18 protein-coding genes and 3 pseudogenes are annotated in these 23,031 nt (G+C 51.1%); 13 read left to right on the top strand and 8 right to left on the bottom strand.

Going from position 1 to position 23,031, the window contains the following annotated elements:
- The coding region (locus BFF42_RS14840) for an IS1 family transposase (protein WP_001348782.1) at positions 1 to 155 on the bottom strand (155 nt) is incomplete at its 3' end.
- 56 nt (positions 156 to 211) lie between these two features.
- Here BFF42_RS14840 and BFF42_RS14845 point away from each other — a divergent pair.
- Positions 212 to 655, top strand: a pseudogene (locus BFF42_RS14845) (L-fuculose-phosphate aldolase); the annotation flags it as partial.
- A gap of 27 nt (positions 656 to 682) precedes the next feature.
- Positions 683 to 1,820, top strand: a pseudogene (gene fucO, locus BFF42_RS14850) (lactaldehyde reductase).
- Positions 1,821 to 1,924: 104 nt separating this feature from the next.
- Here fucO and xni read toward each other — a convergent pair.
- The 5 genes from xni to queF form a co-directional block, all read right to left on the bottom strand.
- A complete protein-coding gene (gene xni / locus BFF42_RS14855) occupies positions 1,925 to 2,680 on the bottom strand; it encodes a flap endonuclease Xni (protein ID WP_000268232.1) in 756 nt (251 codons plus the stop codon).
- A 111-nt stretch (positions 2,681 to 2,791) separates the two neighbouring features.
- Entirely contained in the window at positions 2,792 to 4,159 is a 1,368-nt protein-coding gene (gene sdaB, locus BFF42_RS14860; RefSeq protein WP_000626404.1) for an L-serine ammonia-lyase II, read from the bottom strand.
- A gap of 57 nt (positions 4,160 to 4,216) precedes the next feature.
- Positions 4,217 to 5,506, bottom strand: coding sequence for an HAAAP family serine/threonine permease SdaC (gene sdaC / locus BFF42_RS14865; RefSeq protein WP_000450477.1), 1,290 nt, complete (start codon positions 5,504 to 5,506; stop codon positions 4,217 to 4,219).
- Between the two features lie 556 nt (positions 5,507 to 6,062).
- Positions 6,063 to 7,427 carry a nucleotide 5'-monophosphate nucleosidase PpnN gene (gene ppnN, locus BFF42_RS14870; RefSeq protein WP_000627997.1) on the bottom strand — a complete coding sequence of 455 codons (1,365 nt, stop codon included), beginning with the start codon at positions 7,425 to 7,427 and terminating at the stop codon, positions 6,063 to 6,065.
- Positions 7,428 to 7,538: 111 nt separating this feature from the next.
- Positions 7,539 to 8,387 carry an NADPH-dependent 7-cyano-7-deazaguanine reductase QueF gene (gene queF / locus BFF42_RS14875; RefSeq protein WP_000100420.1) on the bottom strand — a complete coding sequence of 283 codons (849 nt, stop codon included), beginning with the start codon at positions 8,385 to 8,387 and terminating at the stop codon, positions 7,539 to 7,541.
- Positions 8,388 to 8,454: 67 nt separating this feature from the next.
- Here queF and syd point away from each other — a divergent pair, with 67 nt between their 5' ends.
- The 4 genes from syd to BFF42_RS14895 all read left to right on the top strand — a co-directional run bounded on the left by syd (position 8,455) and on the right by BFF42_RS14895 (position 11,200).
- A complete protein-coding gene (gene syd / locus BFF42_RS14880; RefSeq protein ID WP_000342431.1) occupies positions 8,455 to 9,000 on the top strand; it encodes a SecY-interacting protein in 546 nt (181 codons plus the stop codon).
- Between the two features lie 621 nt (positions 9,001 to 9,621).
- Positions 9,622 to 9,951, top strand: coding sequence for a YqcC family protein (locus tag BFF42_RS14885; protein WP_000206994.1), 330 nt, complete (start codon positions 9,622 to 9,624; stop codon positions 9,949 to 9,951).
- Positions 9,951 to 10,733, top strand: a complete 783-nt coding sequence (truC, locus tag BFF42_RS14890; protein WP_000890001.1) for a tRNA pseudouridine(65) synthase TruC — start codon at positions 9,951 to 9,953, stop codon at positions 10,731 to 10,733. Before BFF42_RS14885 ends, truC begins: the two co-directional genes overlap by 1 nt.
- 17 nt (positions 10,734 to 10,750) lie before the next feature.
- A complete protein-coding gene (locus BFF42_RS14895; RefSeq protein ID WP_000807753.1) occupies positions 10,751 to 11,200 on the top strand; it encodes a flavodoxin in 450 nt (149 codons plus the stop codon).
- A gap of 92 nt (positions 11,201 to 11,292) precedes the next feature.
- Here BFF42_RS14895 and BFF42_RS28105 read toward each other — a convergent pair whose 3' ends face one another.
- Complete coding sequence (locus tag BFF42_RS28105) at positions 11,293 to 11,421, bottom strand: hypothetical protein (RefSeq protein WP_012421467.1); 129 nt, start codon at positions 11,419 to 11,421, stop codon at positions 11,293 to 11,295.
- Positions 11,422 to 11,616: 195 nt separating this feature from the next.
- Between BFF42_RS28105 and gudP the strand changes: the two genes are divergently transcribed.
- From gudP to gudD, 3 genes and pseudogenes are all read left to right on the top strand, one after another.
- Positions 11,617 to 12,987: a galactarate/glucarate/glycerate transporter GudP gene (gudP, locus tag BFF42_RS14900; protein WP_044325921.1), complete on the top strand. Its 1,371-nt coding sequence runs from the start codon at positions 11,617 to 11,619 to the stop codon at positions 12,985 to 12,987.
- Between the two features lies 1 nt (position 12,988).
- A pseudogene (locus BFF42_RS14905) lies at positions 12,989 to 14,329 on the top strand (enolase C-terminal domain-like protein).
- 20 nt (positions 14,330 to 14,349) lie between these two features.
- Positions 14,350 to 15,690 (top strand): glucarate dehydratase, encoded by a 1,341-nt coding sequence (gene gudD / locus BFF42_RS14910; RefSeq protein WP_000098225.1) that lies wholly within the window; start codon positions 14,350 to 14,352, stop codon positions 15,688 to 15,690.
- A 231-nt stretch (positions 15,691 to 15,921) separates the two neighbouring features.
- Here gudD and barA read toward each other — a convergent pair whose 3' ends face one another.
- Positions 15,922 to 18,678 (bottom strand): two-component sensor histidine kinase BarA, encoded by a 2,757-nt coding sequence (gene barA, locus BFF42_RS14915; protein ID WP_000186450.1) that lies wholly within the window; start codon positions 18,676 to 18,678, stop codon positions 15,922 to 15,924.
- Between the two features lie 56 nt (positions 18,679 to 18,734).
- Between barA and rlmD the strand changes: the two genes are divergently transcribed.
- From rlmD to mazF, 4 genes are all read left to right on the top strand, one after another.
- Positions 18,735 to 20,036, top strand: coding sequence for a 23S rRNA (uracil(1939)-C(5))-methyltransferase RlmD (rlmD, locus tag BFF42_RS14920; protein WP_000046829.1), 1,302 nt, complete (start codon positions 18,735 to 18,737; stop codon positions 20,034 to 20,036).
- A gap of 47 nt (positions 20,037 to 20,083) precedes the next feature.
- Positions 20,084 to 22,318, top strand: coding sequence for a GTP diphosphokinase (gene relA / locus BFF42_RS14925; protein WP_039059511.1), 2,235 nt, complete (start codon positions 20,084 to 20,086; stop codon positions 22,316 to 22,318).
- A 77-nt stretch (positions 22,319 to 22,395) separates the two neighbouring features.
- Positions 22,396 to 22,644, top strand: coding sequence for a type II toxin-antitoxin system antitoxin MazE (mazE, locus tag BFF42_RS14930; protein WP_000581937.1), 249 nt, complete (start codon positions 22,396 to 22,398; stop codon positions 22,642 to 22,644).
- Positions 22,644 to 22,979, top strand: coding sequence for an endoribonuclease MazF (mazF, locus tag BFF42_RS14935; protein ID WP_000254733.1), 336 nt, complete (start codon positions 22,644 to 22,646; stop codon positions 22,977 to 22,979). The genes mazE and mazF overlap by 1 nt, the downstream gene beginning before the upstream one ends.
- Positions 22,980 to 23,031 lie beyond the last annotated feature (52 nt).

Consider the following 23,031-nt stretch of genomic DNA (forward strand, 5'->3'; position numbering starts at 1 on the left):
GTACCGGGCTGAGAGGCGGTGTAAGTGAACTGTAGTTGCCATGTTTTACGGCAATGAGAGCAGAGATAGCGCTGATGTCCGGCAGTGCTTTTGCCGTTACGCACCACGCCTTCAGTAGCGGAGCAGGAAGGACATCTGATGGAAATGGAAGCCACGCAAGCACCTTAAAATCACCATCATACACTAAATCAGTAAGTTGGCAGCATTACCGCTCCCCTCAAGCGAATGGCGTTTCCATATGGCGGCCTATCAAAGCAGACCGGATGCCAACGCGGTTGTTCACAATCATGCCGTTCATTGCACAGCAGTTTCCATTCTTAACCGACCGATCCCCGCTATTCACTACATGATTGCGGCGGCAGGTGGTAATTCTATTCCTTGCGCGCCTTATGCGACCTTTGGAACACGCGAACTTTCTGAACATGTTGCGCTGGCTCTCAAAAATCGTAAGGCAACTTTGTTACAACATCATGGGCTTATCGCTTGTGAGGTGAATCTGGAAAAAGCGTTATGGCTGGCGCATGAAGTTGAAGTGCTGGCGCAACTTTACCTGACGACCCTGGCGATTACGGACCCGGTGCCAGTGCTGAGCGATGAAGAGATTGCCGTAGTGCTGGAGAAATTCAAAACCTATGGGTTACGGATTGAAGAGTAATTTCGTAAAGCAACAAGGAGAAGGATGATGGCTAACAGAATGATTCTGAACGAAACGGCATGGTTTGGTCGGGGTGCTGTTGGGGCTTTAACCGATGAGGTGAAACGCCGTGGTTATCAGAAGGCGCTGATCGTCACCGATAAAACGCTGGTGCAATGCGGCGTGGTGGCGAAAGTGACCGATAAGATGGATGCTGCAGGGCTGGCATGGGCGATTTACGACGGCGTAGTGCCCAACCCAACAATTACTGTCGTCAAAGAAGGGCTCGGTGTATTCCAGAATAGCGGCGCGGATTACCTGATCGCTATTGGTGGTGGTTCTCCACAGGATACTTGTAAAGCGATTGGCATTATCAGCAACAACCCGGAGTTTGCCGATGTGCGTAGCCTGGAAGGGCTTTCCCCGACCAATAAACCCAGTGTACCGATTCTGGCAATTCCTACCACAGCAGGTACTGCGGCAGAAGTGACCATTAACTACGTGATCACTGACGAAGAGAAACGGCGCAAGTTTGTTTGCGTTGATCCGCATGATATCCCGCAGGTGGCGTTTATTGACGCTGACATGATGGATGGTATGCCTCCAGCGCTGAAAGCTGCGACGGGTGTCGATGCGCTCACTCATGCTATTGAGGGGTATATTACCCGTGGCGCGTGGGCGCTAACCGATGCACTGCACATTAAAGCGATTGAAATCATTGCTGGGGCGCTGCGAGGATCGGTTGCTGGTGATAAGGATGCCGGAGAAGAAATGGCGCTCGGGCAGTATGTTGCGGGTATGGGCTTCTCGAATGTTGGGTTAGGGTTGGTGCATGGTATGGCGCATCCACTGGGCGCGTTTTACAACACTCCACACGGTGTTGCGAACGCCATCCTGTTACCGCATGTCATGAGCTATAACGCTGACTTTACCGGTGAGAAGTACCGCGATATCGCGCGCGTTATGGGCGTGAAAGTGGCTGGAAGAGGCGCGTAATGCCGCTGTTGAAGCGGTGTTTGCTCTCAACCGTGATGTCGGTATTCCGCCACATTTGCGTGATGTTGGTGTACGCAAGGAAGACATTCCGGCACTGGCGCAGGCGGCACTGGATGATGTTTGTACCGGTGGCAACCCGCGTGAAGCAACGCTTGAGGATATTGTAGAGCTTTACCATACCGCCTGGTAAATGCGCTGATGTGATAATGCCGGATACGACGCTAGCCGCGTCTTATCCGGTATATAAGTGCATTAAATTCAATGTGTTGATAATCGTTTGCATCCGGCTCGCTGTTACCGTACCAACCGCAATTGCTGTAAATTGCCGTCGATATGCAAATCGGTTTGTAAGCGGGCAATATCGCGGCACAGAAACGCCATCTCTTTATGGGTTTCTAATTTTTTGCGCCACTTTTCGGCAACCGCATCCAGATTCTCATATATCCCTTCCAGACTCTGAAACTCGACCAGCAGCTGCGTGGCGCTTTTTGGTCCGATTCCCGCAACACCCGGTACCTTTGAACTGCTGATCCCCGCAAGTCCCCAGTAATCGGGCAACTGCTGCGGTTGAACGCCAAATTCTTTATCGATAAATGGCGCATCCAGCCAACGTTTCTGGAAGTAATCACGAATACGTAATGTCGGTGAAAGTAACTGACAGTAGCCTTTATCTGTCGAAACAATCGTTGCCTGATGCCCGGCCTGTGTCACTTTGACCGCCAGCGTGGCGGCTAAGTCATCGGCTTCGTTGCCGCTGGTTGACCAGCACGGGACGCCGCGTTGCTCAAAGGCGGCGCGTAATGCAGGCATCTCGTCGTGCAACTCTTCCGGCATTGGCGGTCGACCCGCTTTGTAATCTGGTAAACGCTGATGACGCCAGCCGCTACTGCGGTTTTCATCATCAAAAACGGCGACCGCGTGGGTTGGCTGGCTGTGCATAATGAGCTGATCGAGCGCATGCTGGCAGGTTTCGACACAGGGCGATCCCTGAACGGCATGAATGCGACGAATAAGATTCAGTGCATCGACAATAAGCAAATGAACAGCCACGATAACCCCCTTAAAGATCAGGCGATAAGGGTAACATTCGATGCCGGAACAGGCTACGGCTGGATGAGAAATCGGGAAGAGGCCTCGCAAAACGAGGCCTCTGGAGAGCGATTAATCGCAGGCAACGATCTTCATTGCCAGGCCGCCGCGAGAGGTTTCGCGGTACTTGGCGTTCATATCTTTACCTGTTTCGTACATGGTTTCGATAACTTTATCGAGGCAGACGCGCGGCTCGCTGGTACGGCGTAGCGCCATACGTGCGGCGTTCACCGCTTTTACTGCCGCAATGGCGTTACGCTCGATGCATGGCACCTGGACCTGTCCGGCGACCGGGTCACACGTCAGACCGAGGTTGTGCTCCATGGCGATTTCCGCCGCGATGCACACCTGCGCCGGGCTTGCACCTAACAGTTCTGCCAGACCAGCCGCCGCCATTGAGCACGCCACACCAACTTCACCCTGGCAGCCGACTTCAGCACCAGAAATTGACGCGTTCATCTTATAAAGAGAACCAATGGCACTGGCTACCAGCAGGTAACGAGCCAGTGAGTTAGCGTTCACTTCGCGGATAAACTTGTCGTAGTACGCCAGCACTGCCGGGATAATCCCGCACGCACCGTTAGTCGGCGCAGTCACCACGCGTCCGCCAGCAGCGTTCTCTTCGTTCACTGCCAGTGCAAACATGTTGATCCAGTCAACAACCGCCATCGGGTCAGTGGTGGTTTTATCCTGGCTGACCAGCATCCGGCGTAGTGCCGCAGCACGGCGTGGAACGCGCAGTTTGCCAGGCAACACGCCTTCGGTGGAAATACCGCGCTCAATACCGCCACGCATGACTTCCCATACGTTCGCCAGGTGCTGTTCCAGCTCTTCTTTGCTGTGCAGCGCTAGCTCGTTTTTCATCATCAGGCCAGAGAGTGACAGCCCGGTTTCCTGACAATGTTTTTGCAGATCGGCTGCTGAACTGTACGGATAAGGAACTTCAACCGGTGCGCTATCCTGCTGGCCAAAATGCTCTTCATCAACGATAAAGCCACCGCCAATAGAGTAGTAAGTCTGGCTGTAAACGACTTTATCGCCTGCCAGCGCGGTAATGCGCATACCGTTTTCATGCAGAGAAAGGTTGTCGGCGTGGAAGTTCATGCACTGATCAACCGGGAACTCCACTTCATGCTGACCGTTTGCCAGCATCAGGCGACCATGAGTATTCACATCCTGAATAAAACCAGGGATGGAATCGATATCCACGGTATCCGGCAGGTTACCCGCCAGGCCCATAATAATGGCGATATCAGTGTGGTGGCCTTTACCGGTCAGAGAGAGCGAGCCGTACACGTCAACCACCACGCGGGTCACGTCTTTAAGCAGGTTACGGGCAATCAGATCGTCGGTAAATTGTTTACCCGCTTTCATTGGTCCAACGGTATGAGAACTGGAAGGGCCAATGCCGATTTTGAAAATATCGAATACGCTAATCATAGGAAATACATCGCGTTAAAACGGAGGAAGCGCCGCCCGAAAGTGGCGCGAAAGGACTTAGCTGAACAGAGAGTAGAAGATTGCGGAGATTGCAATCAGACCCATCACGACAACGAATACGTTGCTGATGTGACCGCTGTACTTACGCATTGCCGGTACTTTCTGAATTGCGTACATCGGCATCAGGAACAGGATCATCGCGATGATTGGACCGCCCAGGGTTTCAATCATACCCAGGATGCTCGGGTTCAGGGTGGCAACAATCCAGGTCGTTACCAGCATGAACAGCGCAGTGATACGGTTCAGCTTGTTGATTTCGATAGACTTACCTTTACCACGCAGAGATTTAATCACCATACCGTTGAAGCCTTCACGTGCGCCCAGGTAGTGGCCGAGGAAGGATTTGGTGATAGCGATAATCGCGATAATCGGAGCCATCCACGCGATAACCGGTACGTTAAAGTGGTTAGCCAGGTAAGACAGAATCGAGATGTTCTGCTCTTTAGCCGCAGCCAGGTCTGCCGGAGTCAGGCTCAGTACACAGCTGAAGACGAAGAACATTACGGTCAGCACCATCATGATGTGTGCGAATGCCAGGATCTTCGAGCATTTCTGTTCTGCCATATCGCCGTACTCTTCACGCTTCGCAACGGCGAAAGAAGAGATGATCGGAGAGTGGTTGAACGAGAACACCATTACCGGAATTGCCAGCCACAGGGTCATCCACAGACCGTTTCCGGTTGCAGATGCAGTGTCCAGAGACAGCGTTTCCAGTGCTGCGCCGTTCCACTGCGGGATCAGGTACAGAGCCAGCAGCATCAATACGCCAACAAACGGGAACACCAGAATACTCATCGCTTTAACGATCATCTGCTCACCGAAGCGAACGATGGTCATCATACCCACGATCAGGATCAGCGACAGAATCGCACGCGGCGGTGGCGTCATACCCAGCTGGTGAGACATGAAGCTTTCAACTGTATTGGTGATTGCCACGCTATAAACCAGCAGGATCGGGTAGATAGCGAAGAAGTAGAGCAGGGTAATCAGTTTACCTGCGCCAATACCAAAGTGTTCTTCTACAACCTCGGTGATGTCTTCGCCCGGGTTTTTACCAGACAGTACGAAGCGAGTCAGGCCGCGGTGAGCAAAAAACGTCATCGGGAACGCAAGGATAGCCATGATGATCAGCGGGATCATACCGCCAACACCGGCGTTGATTGGCAGGAACAGCACGCCCGCGCCGATTGCCGTGCCGTAAAGGCCCAGCATCCACATGGTGTCTGTCTTGCGCCAGGCACTACGAGAGTCTTTCGACGCAATCGTGCTGGTTTGAGTCGTTTCCATCTATTTCTCCTGGAGGAATGCAAATAATTCAGCTTTTAGCCAGTTCAGCCCGGGAAGGTGCCTGACCGTAAAAATGAAATCTGTCTATCGGCGATGGCTTAATCATTTACCGCCGTAATAATTTGAGGGCGGAAAGATACACACAAGTTATGTATCTATCAGTGATCTTGATCTCAAATACAATAATCTACTTGGAAGATAGATTATCCCAACGCTTTACTCTGTAAATCAAAAGTAAAAGAGAATTTAAGGGCAATATTTGCCCATTAAACGACATCTGACTTCTTCCGGGGCGCGCAATATATGTAGGTTGAACTGAAAAAATCAATACTTTTAGTTAATCATGGCGATAATTTCTTTTTCATAGCGATAAAATACGGTTTATGAAAATAGGGAAACGTTTGCGTTGCAACATAAATTGTATGACATATTAACTGTGATGATATTTGTCGCGTGAGGGTGGTAAGAAACATTCATATAACAAATGAAATGAGTTGATGAGTAAGTGACCAAAAACGAGAAAACCCGGCAACAAACGTCACCGGGGGAGGGGAGATTACGTGCAGATTTCGTAGCAAGGGATGTAGGCTGAGCCTGGCAACTTCATACGATGCTGGGCAACAAAACCCTGTAGCAGGTCGTCCATACGACGCATAATCTCTTTATCGCCGTTGATTTTGTAAGGACCAAACTCTTCAATGGCGCGAATACCGACTTCTTTTACGTTACCCGCCACAATACCGGAGAACACACGGCGCAGGTCGGCAGCTAGCACTTCAACGGGTTGATCCGGGTAAAGCTTCAGATTAGCCATATTCTCGTGAGACGGCTCAAACGGCATTTGCAAATCTGGCGCAATGCGCATTGACCAGTTAAAGCTGTAGGCATCGCCTGTGTCGCGGCGATTTTCTTTCACCAGCGGCATCGATTTTTTCATCTGACGAGCGACTTCAGCGGCGTCATCAATGATGATGCGGTAATGGCGGCGCGCGTTTTCACCCAGCGTATGCACGACAAACTCGTCCAGTACGCGGAAGTAGTCGGCGCTCTCTTTCGGGCCGGTGAGGATCAATGGTAAAACCTGATCTTTGTTGGCCGGGTTCATTAAAATTCCCAGCAAATACAGCAACTCTTCTGCCGTACCCACACCGCCAGGGAAGATAATGATACCGTGAGCGATACGGACAAACGCTTCCAGACGTTTTTCGATATCTGGCATGATGATCAATTCGTTGACCAGCGGGTTAGGCGGTTCAGCGGCGATAATCGACGGCTCTGTCATACCAATAAAACGACTGTCTTTGTAACGCTGCTGCGCGTGTCCGACCGCAGCACCTTTCATCGGCGCTTCCATCGCTCCCGGACCACAGCCGGTGCAGATATTCAGCTCACGCAGGCCCAGCTGGTTTCCGACGCGACGGGCATACAAATACTCGTTTTCGTTAATTGAGTGACCGCCCCAGCAGACCACCATATTTGGCGCTTCACCCACATGCAGCGCGCGAGCGTTACGCAAGATGGAAAAGACCAGGTTAGTGATGTGGACGGAGTTGTCGAGATTCAGGTTGGGAAAACGAACGGTGTTATGGATTTGCCCGTAAACGAAGAGAATGTCACGCAGGACCGCGAACAAGTTGGCCTGCAAAGCGCGAATAATTCGCCCATCGACAAAAGCCTCTTCCGGGGGATTAATCAGTTCCAGCTTTACGCCGCGTTCACGGCGCAAGACGTTAATATCGAAATTTTCAAAACGAGACAGCAATTCTTTGCTGTTATCGGTCAAACTACCGGAGTTCAGTACGGCAAGTGAACAGTTGCGAAACAGTTGATAGAGGTCGCTGCTGGCGGTGCGTTTAAGCATATCCACTTCCAGCTGCGACAACATATCCATGGAGCCAAGCGGGCTAATATGTGTAATCAAGAAAAACTCCTTATGGGACGAATATCGTCATTCCCTTTGATTACAATAGCCCTGCCTGATGACCTTTCACAACCTTCTGCGTGAATCCAGCACGCAAAATTGAGAAAAAATTTATTGCCGAACCAGTCTTGTGGTCGATGGAACAAAATCGCTATTACTGCGCCACGGGTTAATGTCCAGACCGCCACGACGGGTATAACGTGCGTAAACGCTCAATTTTTCTGGCTGGCAGAAGCGTAACAGGTCATTAAAGATGCGTTCCACGCACTGTTCGTGGAACTCGTTGTGATGACGGAATGAGACCAGGTAACGCAGCAGTTTTTCTCTGTCAATTTGGCGTCCACGATACTGAATTTGGATCGAACCCCAATCTGGTTGATGGGTGATCAGGCAGTTTGATTTCAGCAGGTGGCTGACAAGCGTCTCTTCCACTACTTTTTCACCACAGGTGGCATTCTCCAGATAGTCAGTAGTGAATTCATAGTTATCGATAGTGATATCCTGGTCATCAATGCAAGTGCCATTAAAATGACCTATCGGCTGGCCTTCCAGTTCATCAAGACGATATAACGCCACGCTAATCTTACCCTGAGCGCAAGTGCTTAAGTCGCGCTCCAGCGTCTGGCGCACCTCATCCCAGTTATTAAAACGCGTCTGGTTAAAACTGTTGAGATAGAGCTTAAAACTCTTCGACTCAATCAGATTTACGCTGGTGTAATCAAGTTCAACATGACCGACAGCGACCTGCGGCAAACCTTTCGCATTCAGCCAGGAAAGTTCATACAGCGTCCAGATATCCGTACCGTGAAAAGGCAGGTTATCCGCTTTCAGACCCAGCGGGTCGCGATTCAGGCTGCGTGGAACGCCTTGCAGGAGGCTGGCGTCATAGGTATCCCGGTAATCGGTTGATTTTCCAAGAGTCAGGCCCGCAAGTGCCTGATGGTTTGCATAAGAAGACATGTTTCACCGTCATAAACCAGATAAACTAAACGACAAGTGTATCTGGTTTAAGTGAAGAGAGAAATTAGTGGACGATTTGACCGCACAAGCCCTGAAAGATTTTACTGCACGCTACTGCGATGCGTGGCATGAAGAGCATAAAAGCTGGCCGTTAAGTGAGGAACTGTACGGTGTTCCTTCACCGTGCATTATTTCAACTACCGAAGATGCCGTATACTGGCAACCCCAGCCGTTTACCGGGGAACAAAATGTAAACGCGGTTGAACGCGCTTTTGATATTGTGATACAACCCACAATTCATACCTTTTATACGACTCAGTTTGCCGGGGATATGCACGCGCAGTTTGGCGATATCAAACTGACATTGCTGCAAACCTGGAGTGAAGACGACTTCCGTCGGGTGCAGGAAAATCTGATTGGTCATCTGGTGACTCAGAAAAGGCTAAAACTGCCGCCCACGCTATTTATCGCGACGCTGGAAGAAGAGTTAGAGGTCATCTCGGTGTGTAATCTCTCCGGTGAAGTGTGCAAAGAGACGCTGGGAACACGTAAACGGACGCATTTAGCCTCAAATCTTGCGGAATTCCTTAATCAACTTAAGCCTCTTCTGTAATCCAAATACCCCATCTGGTTGTGAGAGATCTCTTACAGACTCTGTAGGAGATCGCCAGGAAATAAGCGAATACTTAAAAAGATAAGAATCGTTATTTTCATTTAAAATCAAAATGTTGATTGTTAATTCTTAACTTTCATATGAAATTTTCCTTAAGCCATTGTCTGTAAGCGCCTTGTAAGACTTCGCGAAAAAGACGATTCTATCTTCGTCGACAGGGAGTCAGACAACGAAGTGAACATCAGGATGATGACACTTCTGCAGGACACACCAAGATGGTGTTTCAGGGAAAGGCTTCTGGATGAAGCGAAGAGGATGACGCAGGACGCGTTAAAGGACACCTCCAGGATGGAGAATGAGAACCGGTCAGGATGATTCGGCTGGTCAGGAAGGCCAAGGACACTTCAGGATGAAGTATCACATCGGGGTGGTGTGAGCAGGAAGCAATAGTTCAGGATGAACGATTGGCCGCAAGGCCAGAGGAAAAGTTGTCAAGGATGAGCAGGGAGCAACAAAAGTAGCTGGAATGCTGCGAAACGAACCGGGAGCGCTGTGAATACAGTGCTCCCTTTTTTTATTCCTGCTATCCTTCGCGGCAGTTTTTCTTATTGAGGTTGCTTTATGACCACTCATGACCGCGTTCGTCTCCAGTTGCAGGCGCTTGAAGCGTTACTGCGTGAACATCAGCACTGGCGAAACGATGAACCCCAGCCGCATCAATTTAATAGTACCCAACCGTTCTTTATGGACACCATGGAACCACTGGAGTGGTTGCAGTGGGTGCTGATCCCGCGAATGCACGATTTGTTAAATAACAACCAGCCGTTACCGGGCGCTTTTGCTGTTGCACCCTATTATGAAATGGCGCTGGCGACGGACCATCCGCAACACGCGCTTATTCTGGCTGAGTTGGAAAAACTGGATGCTCTTTTTGCGGATGATGCGAGCTAATGCTGGAAATACTCTATCAGGATGAATGGCTGGTTGCGGTAAATAAACCCTCCGGCTGGCTGGTTCACCGTAGCTGGCTGGATCGCGACGAGAAAGTAGTGGTCATGCAAACCGTGCGTGACCAGATAGGACAGCATGTTTTTACTGCTCATCGTCTGGACCGACCCACTTCTGGTGTGTTGTTGATGGGATTATCCAGCGAGGCCGGACGGCTGCTGGCACAACAGTTTGAACAGCACCAAATCCAGAAACGTTACCATGCGATTGTGCGCGGATGGTTGATGGAAGAAGCGGTGCTGGATTATCCACTGGTGGAAGAACTGGACAAAATCGCTGATAAATTTGCCCGCGAAGATAAAGGCCCGCAGCCAGCAGTGACGCATTATCGCGGTCTGGCGACCGTAGAAATGCCGGTAGCGACCGGACGTTACCCGACCACGCGCTACGGCCTGGTGGAACTGGAGCCGAAAACCGGACGCAAACATCAGCTTCGCCGACATCTTGCCCATTTGCGTCATCCGATTATTGGCGATAGCAAACATGGCGATTTACGCCAGAATCGCAGCGGTGCTGAGCATTTTGGCCTCCAGCGGTTAATGCTACATGCCAGTCAGTTGTCATTGACGCATCCTTTTACTGGCGAGCCGCTGACTATTCACGCGGGCCTGGACGACACCTGGATGCAGGCGTTATCACAATTTGGCTGGCGCGGTCTGCTTCCTGAAAATGAAAGGGTTGAGTTCAGTGCGCCATCGGGTCAGGATGGAGAGATAAGTTCCTAATCCAGGGAGAAAACGGTATGGCGGAAATTGGTATTTTTGTCGGCACCATGTACGGAAATTCGCTGTTAGTGGCGGAAGAAGCAGAAGCAATTCTGACCGCACAGGGCCACAAAGCAACGGTATTTGAAGATCCTGAATTAAGCGACTGGCTGCCTTATCAGGATAAGTATGTTCTGGTGGTTACGTCCACGACCGGGCAGGGCGACCTTCCTGATAGCATTGTGCCGCTCTTTCAGGGAATCAAAGATAGTCTGGGCTTCCAGCCGAATCTGCGTTATGGCGTGATTGCGCTCGGCGACAGCAGTTATGTAAATTTCTGCAATGGCGGCAAACAGTTCGATGCCTTGTTGCAGGAACAGAGCGCTCAGCGGGTTGGCGAAATGCTGTTGATTGACGCCAGTGAGAACCCGGAACCGGAAACGGAATCAAATCCGTGGGTCGAACAGTGGGGCACGCTGTTGTCCTGATATGTTCAGCGAGCGGTAAATGTCGTTTTAGCGGTGCTGAATCGAATCTTTTCAGGCAAATGCCAGTAAAAACTGCTTCATAGCGCGGATTTTTACTGGCGTTTGCCTGGAGTCAAGCGATCCATTTCATACTCTTCTTTATTTCTTTGTTTTAACCCTTCCTTTCTTGTTCTTGTTTTCATTTCCGTGAAGTGGATTCCACCGTCCAGGGCTAATGCCAAAATCGGGCCTCATTGAACGCATTAATGTTGTGTTGTTGCACGGTGAGCCGCTATGGCGCGCTTTTTATACTGCTATTGCCAGATATAAACACGCGCCGTATTCGGCGAACGACCTATAAAAACGGCAAAAAACACCCTACGTCACCTCTGATTTCCTGGCTATGTCGCAGTCCAGAGTGAGCGTGGCTAACGCGAATTTTCAGGAGTGCAACAACGAGTTCTTTAAGTCAGGCTGCGAGCAGTGTGGAAAAACGCACGAATGCTCGTTACTGGATAGTGGTGATGTTGTTTATCGTCACATCCTTCAACTACGGCGACCGCGCTACGCTTTCTATTGCCGGTTCGGAAATGGCCAAAGATATCGGCCTTGATCCCGTGGGAATGGGCTATGTGTTCTCTGCCTTCTCATGGGCTTATGTTATCGGGCAGATCCCTGGTGGTTGGTTGCTGGATCGTTTTGGTTCAAAACGCGTCTACTTCTGGTCGATCTTTATCTGGTCGATGTTTACCTTGCTGCAAGGCTTCGTCGATATCTTTAGTGGATTCGGCATTATCGTTGCCCTGTTTACTCTGCGCTTCCTGGTCGGGCTTGCTGAAGCGCCATCTTTCCCCGGCAACAGTCGCATTGTTGCGGCCTGGTTTCCGGCGCAGGAAAGGGGAACGGCGGTGTCGATTTTTAACTCCGCTCAATACTTCGCAACGGTGATCTTCGCGCCGATTATGGGCTGGCTGACGCATGAAGTGGGCTGGTCACACGTCTTCTTCTTTATGGGCGGTCTGGGGATTGTCATCAGCTTTATCTGGTTGAAAGTCATCCACGAGCCAAATCAACATCCGGGGGTAAATCAGAAAGAGCTGGAGTACATCGCCGCGGGTGGCGCGCTGATCAATATGGATCAGCAAAACACCAAAGTTAAAGTGCCGTTCAGCGTGAAGTGGGGGCAGATCAAACAACTGCTCGGGTCACGGATGATGATCGGCGTTTATATCGGTCAGTACTGTATCAACGCCCTGACTTACTTTTTCATTACCTGGTTTCCGGTTTATCTGGTGCAGGCGCGTGGGATGTCGATTCTGAAAGCGGGCTTTGTGGCTTCCGTTCCGGCGGTTTGCGGTTTTATCGGCGGTGTGCTGGGTGGGATTATTTCCGACTGGCTGATGCGCCGCACGGGATCGCTGAACATTGCGCGTAAAACACCGATCGTAATGGGCATGTTGCTGTCGATGGTGATGGTGTTCTGCAACTACGTCAACGTTGAGTGGATGATCATCGGCTTTATGGCGCTGGCCTTCTTCGGTAAGGGCATCGGGGCGCTGGGTTGGGCAGTAATGGCAGATACCGCGCCAAAAGAGATCAGCGGTCTTTCCGGTGGCCTGTTCAACATGTTCGGTAACATTTCTGGCATCGTCACGCCAATCGCAATTGGTTATATCGTTGGCACGACTGGCTCCTTTAATGGGGCGCTGATTTATGTTGGTGTTCATGCCTTAATCGCGGTACTGAGCTACCTGGTGCTGGTGGGCGATATCAAGCGTATCGAGCTGAAACCTGTCGCGGGGCAATAAGATGACGACACAATCCAGTCCTGTTATTACTGATATGAAAGTCATTCCGGTCGCCGGGCACGATAGCATGTTGCTTAATATTGGTGGGGCACATAACGCATATTTCACCCGCAATATTGTGGTACTCACCGATAACGCCGGGCATACCGGCATTGGTGAAGCGCCGGGCGGAGAGGTGATTTATCAAACACTGGTCGATGCTATTCCGATGGTTCTGGGCCAGGAAGTTGCGCGCCTGAATAAAGTGGTTCAGCAGGTGCATAAAGGTAATCAGGCAGCCGATTTTGATACCTTCGGCAAAGGTGCCTAGACTTTTGAATTGCGCGTTAATGCCGTGGCGGCGCTGGAAGCCGCCTTGCTTGACCTGCTAGGTAAGGCGCTGAATGTTCCGGTCTGCGAACTGTTGGGGCCAGGCAAGCAACGCGAGACTATTACCGTCCTCGGTTATCTGTTTTATATCGGTGATCGGACCAAAACCGATCTTCCTTATCTGGAAAATACGCCGGGCAACCATGAGTGGTATCAGTTGCGCCATCAGAAAGCGATGAACAGCGAAGCCGTTGTGCGTCTGGCGGAAGCCTCACAGGATCGCTATGGCTTTAAAGATTTCAAACTTAAGGGCGGGGTGTTACCTGGCGAGCAAGAAATCAACACTGTTCGTGCATTGAAGAAACGCTTCCCTGATGCGCGGATTACCGTTGATCCCAACGGTGCCTGGCTACTTGATGAAGCCATTTCTCTATGCAAAGGGCTGAATGATGTTCTTACCTATGCCGAAGATCCATGCGGCGCAGAACAGGGTTTCTCCGGTCGTGAAGTTATGGCGGAGTTTCGGCGGGCGACCGGCTTGCCCGTCGCGACTAACATGATCGCCACCAACTGGCGCGAAATGGGTCATGCGGTGATGCTCAATGCGGTAGATATTCCACTTGCCGATCCGCACTTCTGGACGCTTTCCGGTGCAGTCCGTGTGGCGCAGCTTTGCGACGACTGGGGGCTGACCTGGGGCTGCCATTCTAATAACCATTTCGATATCTCTCTGGCGATGTTTACCCATGTGGGCGCGGCGGCACCGGGTAATCCTACCGCTATCGATACCCACTGGATTTGGCAGGAGGGCGATTGTCGCCTGACCAAAAATCCGCTGGAGATTAAAAACGGAAAAATTGCCGTTCCTGATGCGCCCGGTCTGGGCGTGGAACTGGACTGGAAACAGGTACAAAAGGCACATGAGGCCTATAAACGTCTGCCTGGCGGTGCGCGTAACGACGCAGGTCCGATGCAGTACCTGATCCCCGGCTGGACCTTTGACCGTAAACGTCCCGTTTTCGGCCGTCATTGATTCTGAAAAAGGACATAAATATGAGTTCTCAATTTACGACGCCTGTTGTTACTGAAATGCAGGTCATCCCGGTGGCGGGTCATGACAGTATGCTGATGAATCTGAGTGGTGCACACGCACCGTTCTTTACGCGTAATATTATGATTATCAAAGATAATTCTGGTCACACTGGCGTAGGGGAAATTCCCGGCGGCGAGAAAATCCGTAAAACGCTGGAAGATGCGATTCCGCTGGTGGTAGGTAAAACGCTGGGTGAATACAAAAACGTTCTGACGCTGGTGCGTAATACTTTTGCCGATCGTGATGCTGGTGGGCGCGGTTTGCAGACATTTGATTTGCGTACCACTATTCATGTAGTTACCGGGATAGAAGCGGCAATGCTGGATCTGCTGGGGCAGCATCTGGGGGTAAACGTGGCATCCCTGCTGGGCGATGGTCAACAGCGTAGCGAAGTCGAAATGCTCGGTTATCTGTTCTTCGTCGGTGATCGCAAAGCCACACCGCTGCCGTATCAAAGCCAGCCGGATGACTCATGCGACTGGTATCGCCTGCGTCATGAAGAAGCGATGACGCCGGATGCGGTGGTGCGCCTGGCGGAAGCGGCGTATGAAAAATATGGCTTCAACGATTTCAAACTGAAAGGCGGTGTACTGGCCGGGGAAGAAGAGGCCGAGTCTATTGTGGCACTGGCGCAACGCTTCCCGCAGGCGCGTATTACGCTCGATCCTAACGGTGCCTGGTCGCTGAACGAAGCGATTAAAATTGGTAAATACCTGAAAGGGTCGCTGGCTTATGCAGAAGATCCGTGTGGTGCGGAGCAAGGTTTCTCCGGGCGTGAAGTGATGGCAGAGTTCCGTCGCGCAACTGGCCTGCCGACCGCAACCAATATGATCGCCACCGACTGGCGGCAGATGGGCCATACGCTCTCCCTGCAATCCGTTGATATCCCGCTGGCGGATCCGCATTTCTGGACGATGCAAGGTTCGGTACGTGTGGCGCAAATGTGCCATGAATTTGGCCTGACCTGGGGTTCACACTCAAACAACCACTTCGATATTTCCCTGGCGATGTTTACCCATGTTGCCGCCGCTGCACCGGGTAAAATCACCGCGATTGATACGCACTGGATTTGGCAGGAAGGCAATCAGCGCTTGACCAAAGAACCGTTTGAGATCAAAGGCGGTCTGGTTCAGGTGCCGGAAAAACCGGGGCTGGGTGTAGAAATCGATATGGATCAAGTGATGAAAGCCCATGAGCTGTATCAGAAACACGGGCTTTGCGCGCGTGACGATGCGATGGGAATGCAGTATCTGATTCCTGGCTGGACGTTCGATAACAAGCGCCCGTGCATGGTGCGTTAAGACAGAAAAACAAAACCGGCTCTATCTGGAGCCGGCTTGAGACTGATGCTAAACGCAAAATAGCCTGTTGTGCTATGTATCAGGTCTACATCATTTTTTAATTCATTGAATTTAATTGGTTTTGTAGGCCGGATAAGGCGTTAACGCCGCATCCGGCATAAACACAGGCACTTTGTCACCAATCTGAAACCAGCGTCATAAAAAGCCGATTGCTACTCGACAAGACGTCCGTTACCCGAGAATTTTGCTGGCTTCGCGCGCGACATTATCCATCTCGTCCAACAGTTCCAGCAGCTCCGGCTCCAAATCTTCTTCTTTAGTACCGCTACGTAGCTGTTGTTCGATCAGTTGGCAGAGATTCTTCATACGCGGCACACCGCTATAGCCGCAACTGCCATGCAGTTTATGAATCAAATCAACCAGGCCTTCCGGGTTTTCTCCAACCAGCTGTTCCTCAACTTTGTTGCGAACTTCAGGCAGGAAATCGAGTAACATTTGCAGCATATCGCGCGCTAAATCGGTTTTTCCTGCTGCCTGCCGTAGTGCCAGTTGCCAGTCGAGGGTCGCATTCGGGTTCACCACAATTTCGTTGACTTCGGGCGTCACGACGCGAGAGGAAATACCGCTGCCAGGCTTGTAGCGCAACAACAAATTATGCAATCGCTCTTCTTCAATCGGTTTCGCCAGATAATCGCTCATCCCTGCGCCAAGCAGCTTCTCTTTTTGCCCGGCCATTGCATGCGCCGTTACCGCGATAACCGGCGTTTGTTGCTGATGGGGGAGCTGGTGGATGAGTTCGCAGGCCCGAATGCCATCCATGTCCGGCATTTGAATATCCATTAAGATCAAATCGAACGGCATCTGTTTCGCCCGTTCAACCGCCTGATGCCCGCTATCGCAAAGTTCCACATGTTGCACCATATCTTCCAGCAATGCGCCGATAAGTTTCAGGTTAGCGGGGTTGTCATCAACCGCCATGACTGTCATTGCCAGCTTACTTTCATCGGTTACAGGCAAAAGCGTGTTTTGTTTGTGATGACAAAATTCCGTCAGGGCAGGCAACAGGCGTGTAGGTGTTAATGGTTTCAGCAGACACGCGCCGATACCATCTTGCTTGAGTTTTTCAGCATTGACTTGTGCATGGCAAGGAAGTGCCAGCATCAGGAAATCGGTCATCGATACCGCTTTCGCTAATCGCTCATGTTGCATTGTTAGCGGCTCGCGGAAGGTCACCGCGATGCCTAACAACATCATGTCGTAATGCGCGGGAGGCAGCGCGGAGAACGTTGGGCTATAAACCACTTCCAGCGGCGTTTCACTTAAAATATCCAGCGTGCATTGCGCTGCTGCGGAGTTTGGTTCGACATAGGCCAGGCGCTTACCTGCGAGGCACTGGGTGGATGGCCCTTCGATAATAATGTTCGGGTTCAGATCGAGATTAATGTGGAACCAGAAAGTTGAACCGCGATTCGGCTGGCTATGGAACGAAATATCGCCGCCCATTTCATTAACCAGTTTTTGTGTAATCACCAGCCCCAGCCCGGTGCCACCATGACGGCGGGAAATACTGGCATCAGCCTGTCGGAAGGCCTGGAATAAGCGCGATTGATCGCGTTCAGGAATACCAATGCCGGTATCCCGAATCTGCACTTCAATCTGCACTTTGGTATTACTCAGCGCACGTTTTTCTACCAGAATATCAATGTTGCCATTCTCGGTGAATTTAATTGCATTCCCCACCAGGTTAGTGATGATTTGCTGTAATCGCAGTGGGTCGCCGATCACGTTATCAGGCACGTCGCTTTTAATATTGAGCGTCAGTTCCAACCCTTTATCGTGAGAAGAATGTGCCAGCAGAGTAACGACTTCATCCAGCGTGCTGCGTAGTGGGAATGGAATACTTTCCAGAATCAGCTTACCTGCTTCCAGTTTCGAGAAGTCGAGAACATCATTAATAATTGCCAGCAAATTATTTGCCGAACGTTCAATCGTATTCAGGTGATCGCGCTGCGTTGGTGTTAATTCTGTTTTCAGCGTCAGGCGGGTAAAGCCAATAACACCATTCAGTGGTGTACGCAGCTCGTGTGACATATTTGCCAGAAACTCGGATTTAATACGCGCCGCTTCCTGGGCGCGCTTTTTCGCCAGATCCAACTCAACGTTCTGAATTTCCATCTGCTCCAGCGTTTCACGCAGATCGGACGTCGCCTGGTCGATATTGTGCTGCATCTCTTCGTGATAAGCAGCCAGCGACATTGCCATCGAGTTGATACCGTTTTTCAGCATATCCAGCTCGCCGAGCATAAATCCTTCCACCCGGCTGTCGAGTTGCCCGCGACGGATGCGGTCGACGGTATTCACCATGTTGCGAATCGGACCGGTTACATCGCGCATTAAGCGCCAGCCAAAAATAAGCGCAATACCGATACAAAACAGCATCATCACGCTGGAAATAAAGATCTCTTTATATTGCTGCAAGCGAACCGATTTAAGATCCAGCTCAAGCGCAATATATCCCAACATATTTTGACTATTTTTGGCATCGCTACTGGGCGATTCGTCGGGGGAGTAACTCTCAGAAATAATCGGCGTGCGGAGGATCATAATATCGCCGTCACGAGTGACAGTGAGCTGGCGAGGAAACGGCACGTTGCTGCCGAGCTGCATTGATGAGGGATCAAGATGAAAATTGGAGGTGACAAAGAGTCGGTTATTTTCATCATAAACCGAAATCGCGCGAACAATATCGGAATGGCGACGATGCAGTACGCTTATTAACTGACCGATAGATTCGCGATTTTGCAGGCTCATGCCATATTCAGTAGAAACTGCAAGCGGCTCAATAATGCTGGCACCGGCATCTTCCAGTTGACGCTGCAAGTCGTTATAGCGATGCACGACGAAAAAGATACTCAGCAATAAACCAATAAGGACGGTCGGTGCCAGGATCAGAATCATCATGCGTGCGCGCAGGCTGTAGTTGGTCATGGAGTTCCGTTATGGGACAATTAAGGTCACACTGTTAAATTGAGAAAGTCTCGCCAATGGCGCAATTCTACTCTGCAAAACGACGCACGACGACGCGTCAGATCATAACCGTTTCAGTCAACGACCTCGACTCTTTTGGTCAGGGCGTGGCGCGACATAACGGCAAAACGCTATTTATCCCCGGATTATTGCCGCAGGAAAACGCGGAAGTTACTGTTACTGAAGATAAAAAACAGTATGCCCGCGCTAAAGTCGTACGCCGGTTAAGCGATAGCCCGGAACGCGAAACGCCACGCTGTCCTCATTTTGGAGTATGCGGCGGCTGTCAGCAACAACACGCCAGCGTGGATTTACAGCAGCGAAGCAAAAGTGCGGCACTCGCCCGATTAATGAAACACGAAGTCTCTGAAGTGATCGCCGATGTTCCCTGGGGCTATCGCCGTCGCGCGCGTTTAAGTCTGAACTACTTACCGAAAACACAGCAACTTCAGATGGGGCTTCGCAAAGCGGGCTCCAGTGACATTGTCGACGTTAAACAATGTCCCATTTTAGTGCCCCAACTTGAAGCATTGCTGCCCAAAGTCAGGGCATGCCTGGGCAGCTTACAAGCAATGCGCCATCTTGGTCATGTTGAACTGGTACAGGCAACCAGCAGCACGCTGATGATTTTGCGCCATACCGCACCGCTAAGTTCGGCAGATCGCGAAAAACTGGAACGCTTTTCGCATTCTGAAGGCCTGGATCTGTATCTCGCCCCCGATAGTGAGATACTCGAAACCGTCTCTGGTGAGATGCCCTGGTATGACTCTAACGGGTTGCGCTTAACTTTTAGCCCGCGCGATTTTATTCAGGTCAATGCGGGTGTGAACCAAAAAATGGTAGCGAGTGCGTTGGAATGGCTGGATGTGCAACCTGAAGATCGCGTACTGGATCTGTTCTGCGGTATGGGCAACTTTACACTGCCATTGGCGACACAAGCTGCCAGTGTGGTCGGTGTAGAAGGTGTTCCGGCGCTGGTGGAAAAAGGCCAGCAGAATGCGCGTCTTAATGGCTTACAGAATGTGACGTTTTATCACGAAAATCTTGAAGAAGATGTCACAAAGCAGCCGTGGGCGAAAAACGGCTTCGATAAAGTGTTGCTGGACCCGGCGCGAGCAGGTGCCGCAGGTGTTATGCAGCAAATTATAAAACTGGAACCTATTCGTATAGTTTATGTATCCTGTAACCCTGCAACGCTGGCTCGGGATAGCGAAGCGTTATTAAAAGCAGGATATACCATTGCGCGACTGGCGATGCTGGATATGTTCCCACACACGGGACATCTGGAATCGATGGTACTTTTCTCGCGCGTTAAATAGTTACGATTTGCCGATTTCGGCAGGTCTGGTCCCTAAAGGAGAGGACAATGGTTGCGGTAAGAAGTGCACATATCAATAAGGCTGGTGGATTTGATCCGGAAAAATGGATCGCAAGTCTGGGTATTACCAGCCAGAAGTCGTGTGAGTGCTTAGCCGAAACCTGGGCGTATTGTCTGCAGCAGACGCAGGGGCATCCGGATGCCAGTCTGTTATTGTGGCGTGGTGTTGAGATGGTGGAGATCCTCTCGACATTAAGTATGGACATTGACACGCTGCGGGCGGCGCTGCTGTTCCCTCTGGCCGATGCCAACGTAGTCAGCGAAGATGTGCTGCGTGAGAGCGTCGGTAAGTCTGTCGTTAACCTTATTCACGGCGTGCGTGATATGGCGGCGATCCGCCAGCTGAAAGCGACGCACACTGATTCTGTTTCCTCCGAACAGGTCGATAACGTTCGCCGGATGTTATTGGCGATGGTCGATGATTTTCGCTGCGTGGTCATCAAACTGGCGGAGCGTATTGCTCATCTGCGCGAAGTAAAAGATGCGCCGGAAGATGAACGCGTACTGGCGGCAAAAGAGTGCACCAATATCTACGCGCCGTTGGCGAACCGTCTTGGGATTGGGCAACTGAAATGGGAGCTGGAAGATTACTGCTTCCGTTATCTGCACCCGACCGAATACAAACGCATCGCAAAACTGCTGCATGAACGCCGTCTCGACCGCGAACACTATATCGAAGAGTTTGTCGGTCATCTGCGCGCTGAGATGAAAGCTGAAGGCGTTAAAGCTGAAGTGTATGGCCGTCCGAAACACATCTACAGCATCTGGCGCAAAATGCAGAAAAAGAACCTCGCCTTCGATGAGCTGTTTGATGTGCGTGCGGTACGTATTGTCGCCGAGCGTTTACAGGATTGTTATGCCGCACTGGGGATAGTGCACACTCACTATCGCCACCTGCCGGATGAGTTTGACGATTATGTCGCTAACCCGAAACCAAACGGTTATCAGTCTATTCATACCGTGGTTCTGGGGCCAGGTGGCAAAACCGTTGAGATCCAAATCCGCACCAAACAGATGCATGAAGATGCAGAGTTGGGTGTTGCTGCGCACTGGAAATATAAAGAGGGCGCGGCAGCTGGCGGCGCACGTTCGGGACATGAAGACCGGATTGCCTGGCTGCGTAAACTGATTGCGTGGCAGGAAGAGATGGCTGATTCCGGCGAAATGCTCGACGAAGTACGCAGCCAGGTCTTTGACGACCGGGTGTATGTCTTTACGCCGAAAGGTGATGTCGTTGATTTGCCTGCGGGATCAACGCCGCTGGACTTCGCTTACCACATCCACAGTGATGTCGGACACCGCTGCATCGGGGCAAAAATTGGCGGGCGCATTGTGCCGTTCACCTACCAGCTGCAGATGGGCGACCAGATTGAAATTATCACCCAGAAACAGCCGAACCCCAGCCGTGACTGGTTAAACCCAAACCTCGGTTACGTCACAACCAGCCGTGGGCGTTCGAAAATTCACGCCTGGTTCCGTAAACAGGACCGTGACAAAAACATTCTGGCTGGGCGGCAAATCCTTGACGACGAGCTGGAACATCTGGGGATCAGCCTGAAAGAAGCAGAAAAACATCTGCTGCCGCGTTACAACTTTAATGATGTCGACGAGTTGCTGGCGGCGATTGGTGGCGGGGATATCCGTCTCAATCAGATGGTGAACTTCCTGCAATCGCAATTTAATAAGCCGAGTGCCGAAGAGCAGGACGCCGCCGCGCTGAAGCAACTTCAGCAAAAAAGCTACACGCCGCAAAACCGCAGTAAAGATAACGGTCGCGTGGTAGTCGAAGGTGTTGGCAACCTGATGCACCACATCGCGCGCTGCTGCCAGCCGATTCCTGGAGATGAGATTGTCGGCTTCATTACCCAGGGGCGCGGTATTTCAGTACACCGCGCCGATTGCGAACAACTGGCGGAACTGCGCTCTCATGCGCCAGAACGCATTGTTGACGCGGTATGGGGTGAGAGCTACTCCGCCGGATATTCGCTGGTGGTCCGCGTGGTGGCTAATGATCGTAGTGGGTTGTTACGTGATATCACGACCATTCTCGCCAACGAGAAGGTGAACGTACTTGGCGTTGCCAGCCGTAGCGACACCAAACAGCAACTGGCGACCATCGACATGACCATTGAGATTTACAACCTGCAGGTGCTGGGCCGCGTGCTGGGTAAACTCAACCAGGTGCCGGATGTTATCGACGCGCGTCGGTTGCACGGGAGTTAGGCAGAAATTTGCTCGTATCTACAATATAGATTGATATATACTGTATCTACATATGATAGCGGTTTGAGAAAAGGGTTATGATCCACAGTAGCGTAAAGCGTTGGGGAAATTCACCGGCGGTGCGGATCCCGGCTACGTTAATGCAGGCGCTCAATCTGAATATTGATGATGAAGTGAAGATTGACCTGGTGGATGGCAAATTAATTATTGAGCCAGTGCGTAAAGAGCCCGTATTTACGCTTGCTGAACTGGTCAACGACATCACGCCGGAAAACCTCCACGAGAATATCGACTGGGGAGAGCCGAAAGATAAGGAAGTCTGGTAATGGTAAGCCGATACGTACCCGATATGGGCGATCTGATTTGGGTTGATTTTGACCCGACAAAAGGTAGCGAGCAAGCTGGACATCGTCCAGCTGTTGTCCTGAGTCCTTTCATGTACAACAACAAAACAGGTATGTGTCTGTGTGTTCCTTGTACAACGCAATCAAAAGGATATCCGTTCGAAGTTGTTTTATCCGGTCAGGAACGTGATGGCGTAGCGTTAGCTGATCAGGTAAAAAGAATCGCCTGGCGGGCAAGAGGAGCAACGAAGAAAGGAACAGTTGCCCCAGAGGAATTACAACTCATTAAAGCCAAAATTAACGTACTGATTGGGTAGTGTTACTAACTCACTTCTATTCTGGTCACAGGTTTCCACCTGACAGACCCGC

This window comes from Shigella sp. FC1661, from assembly GCF_001712525.1.
GTDB lineage: Bacteria > Pseudomonadota > Gammaproteobacteria > Enterobacterales > Enterobacteriaceae > Escherichia > Escherichia coli.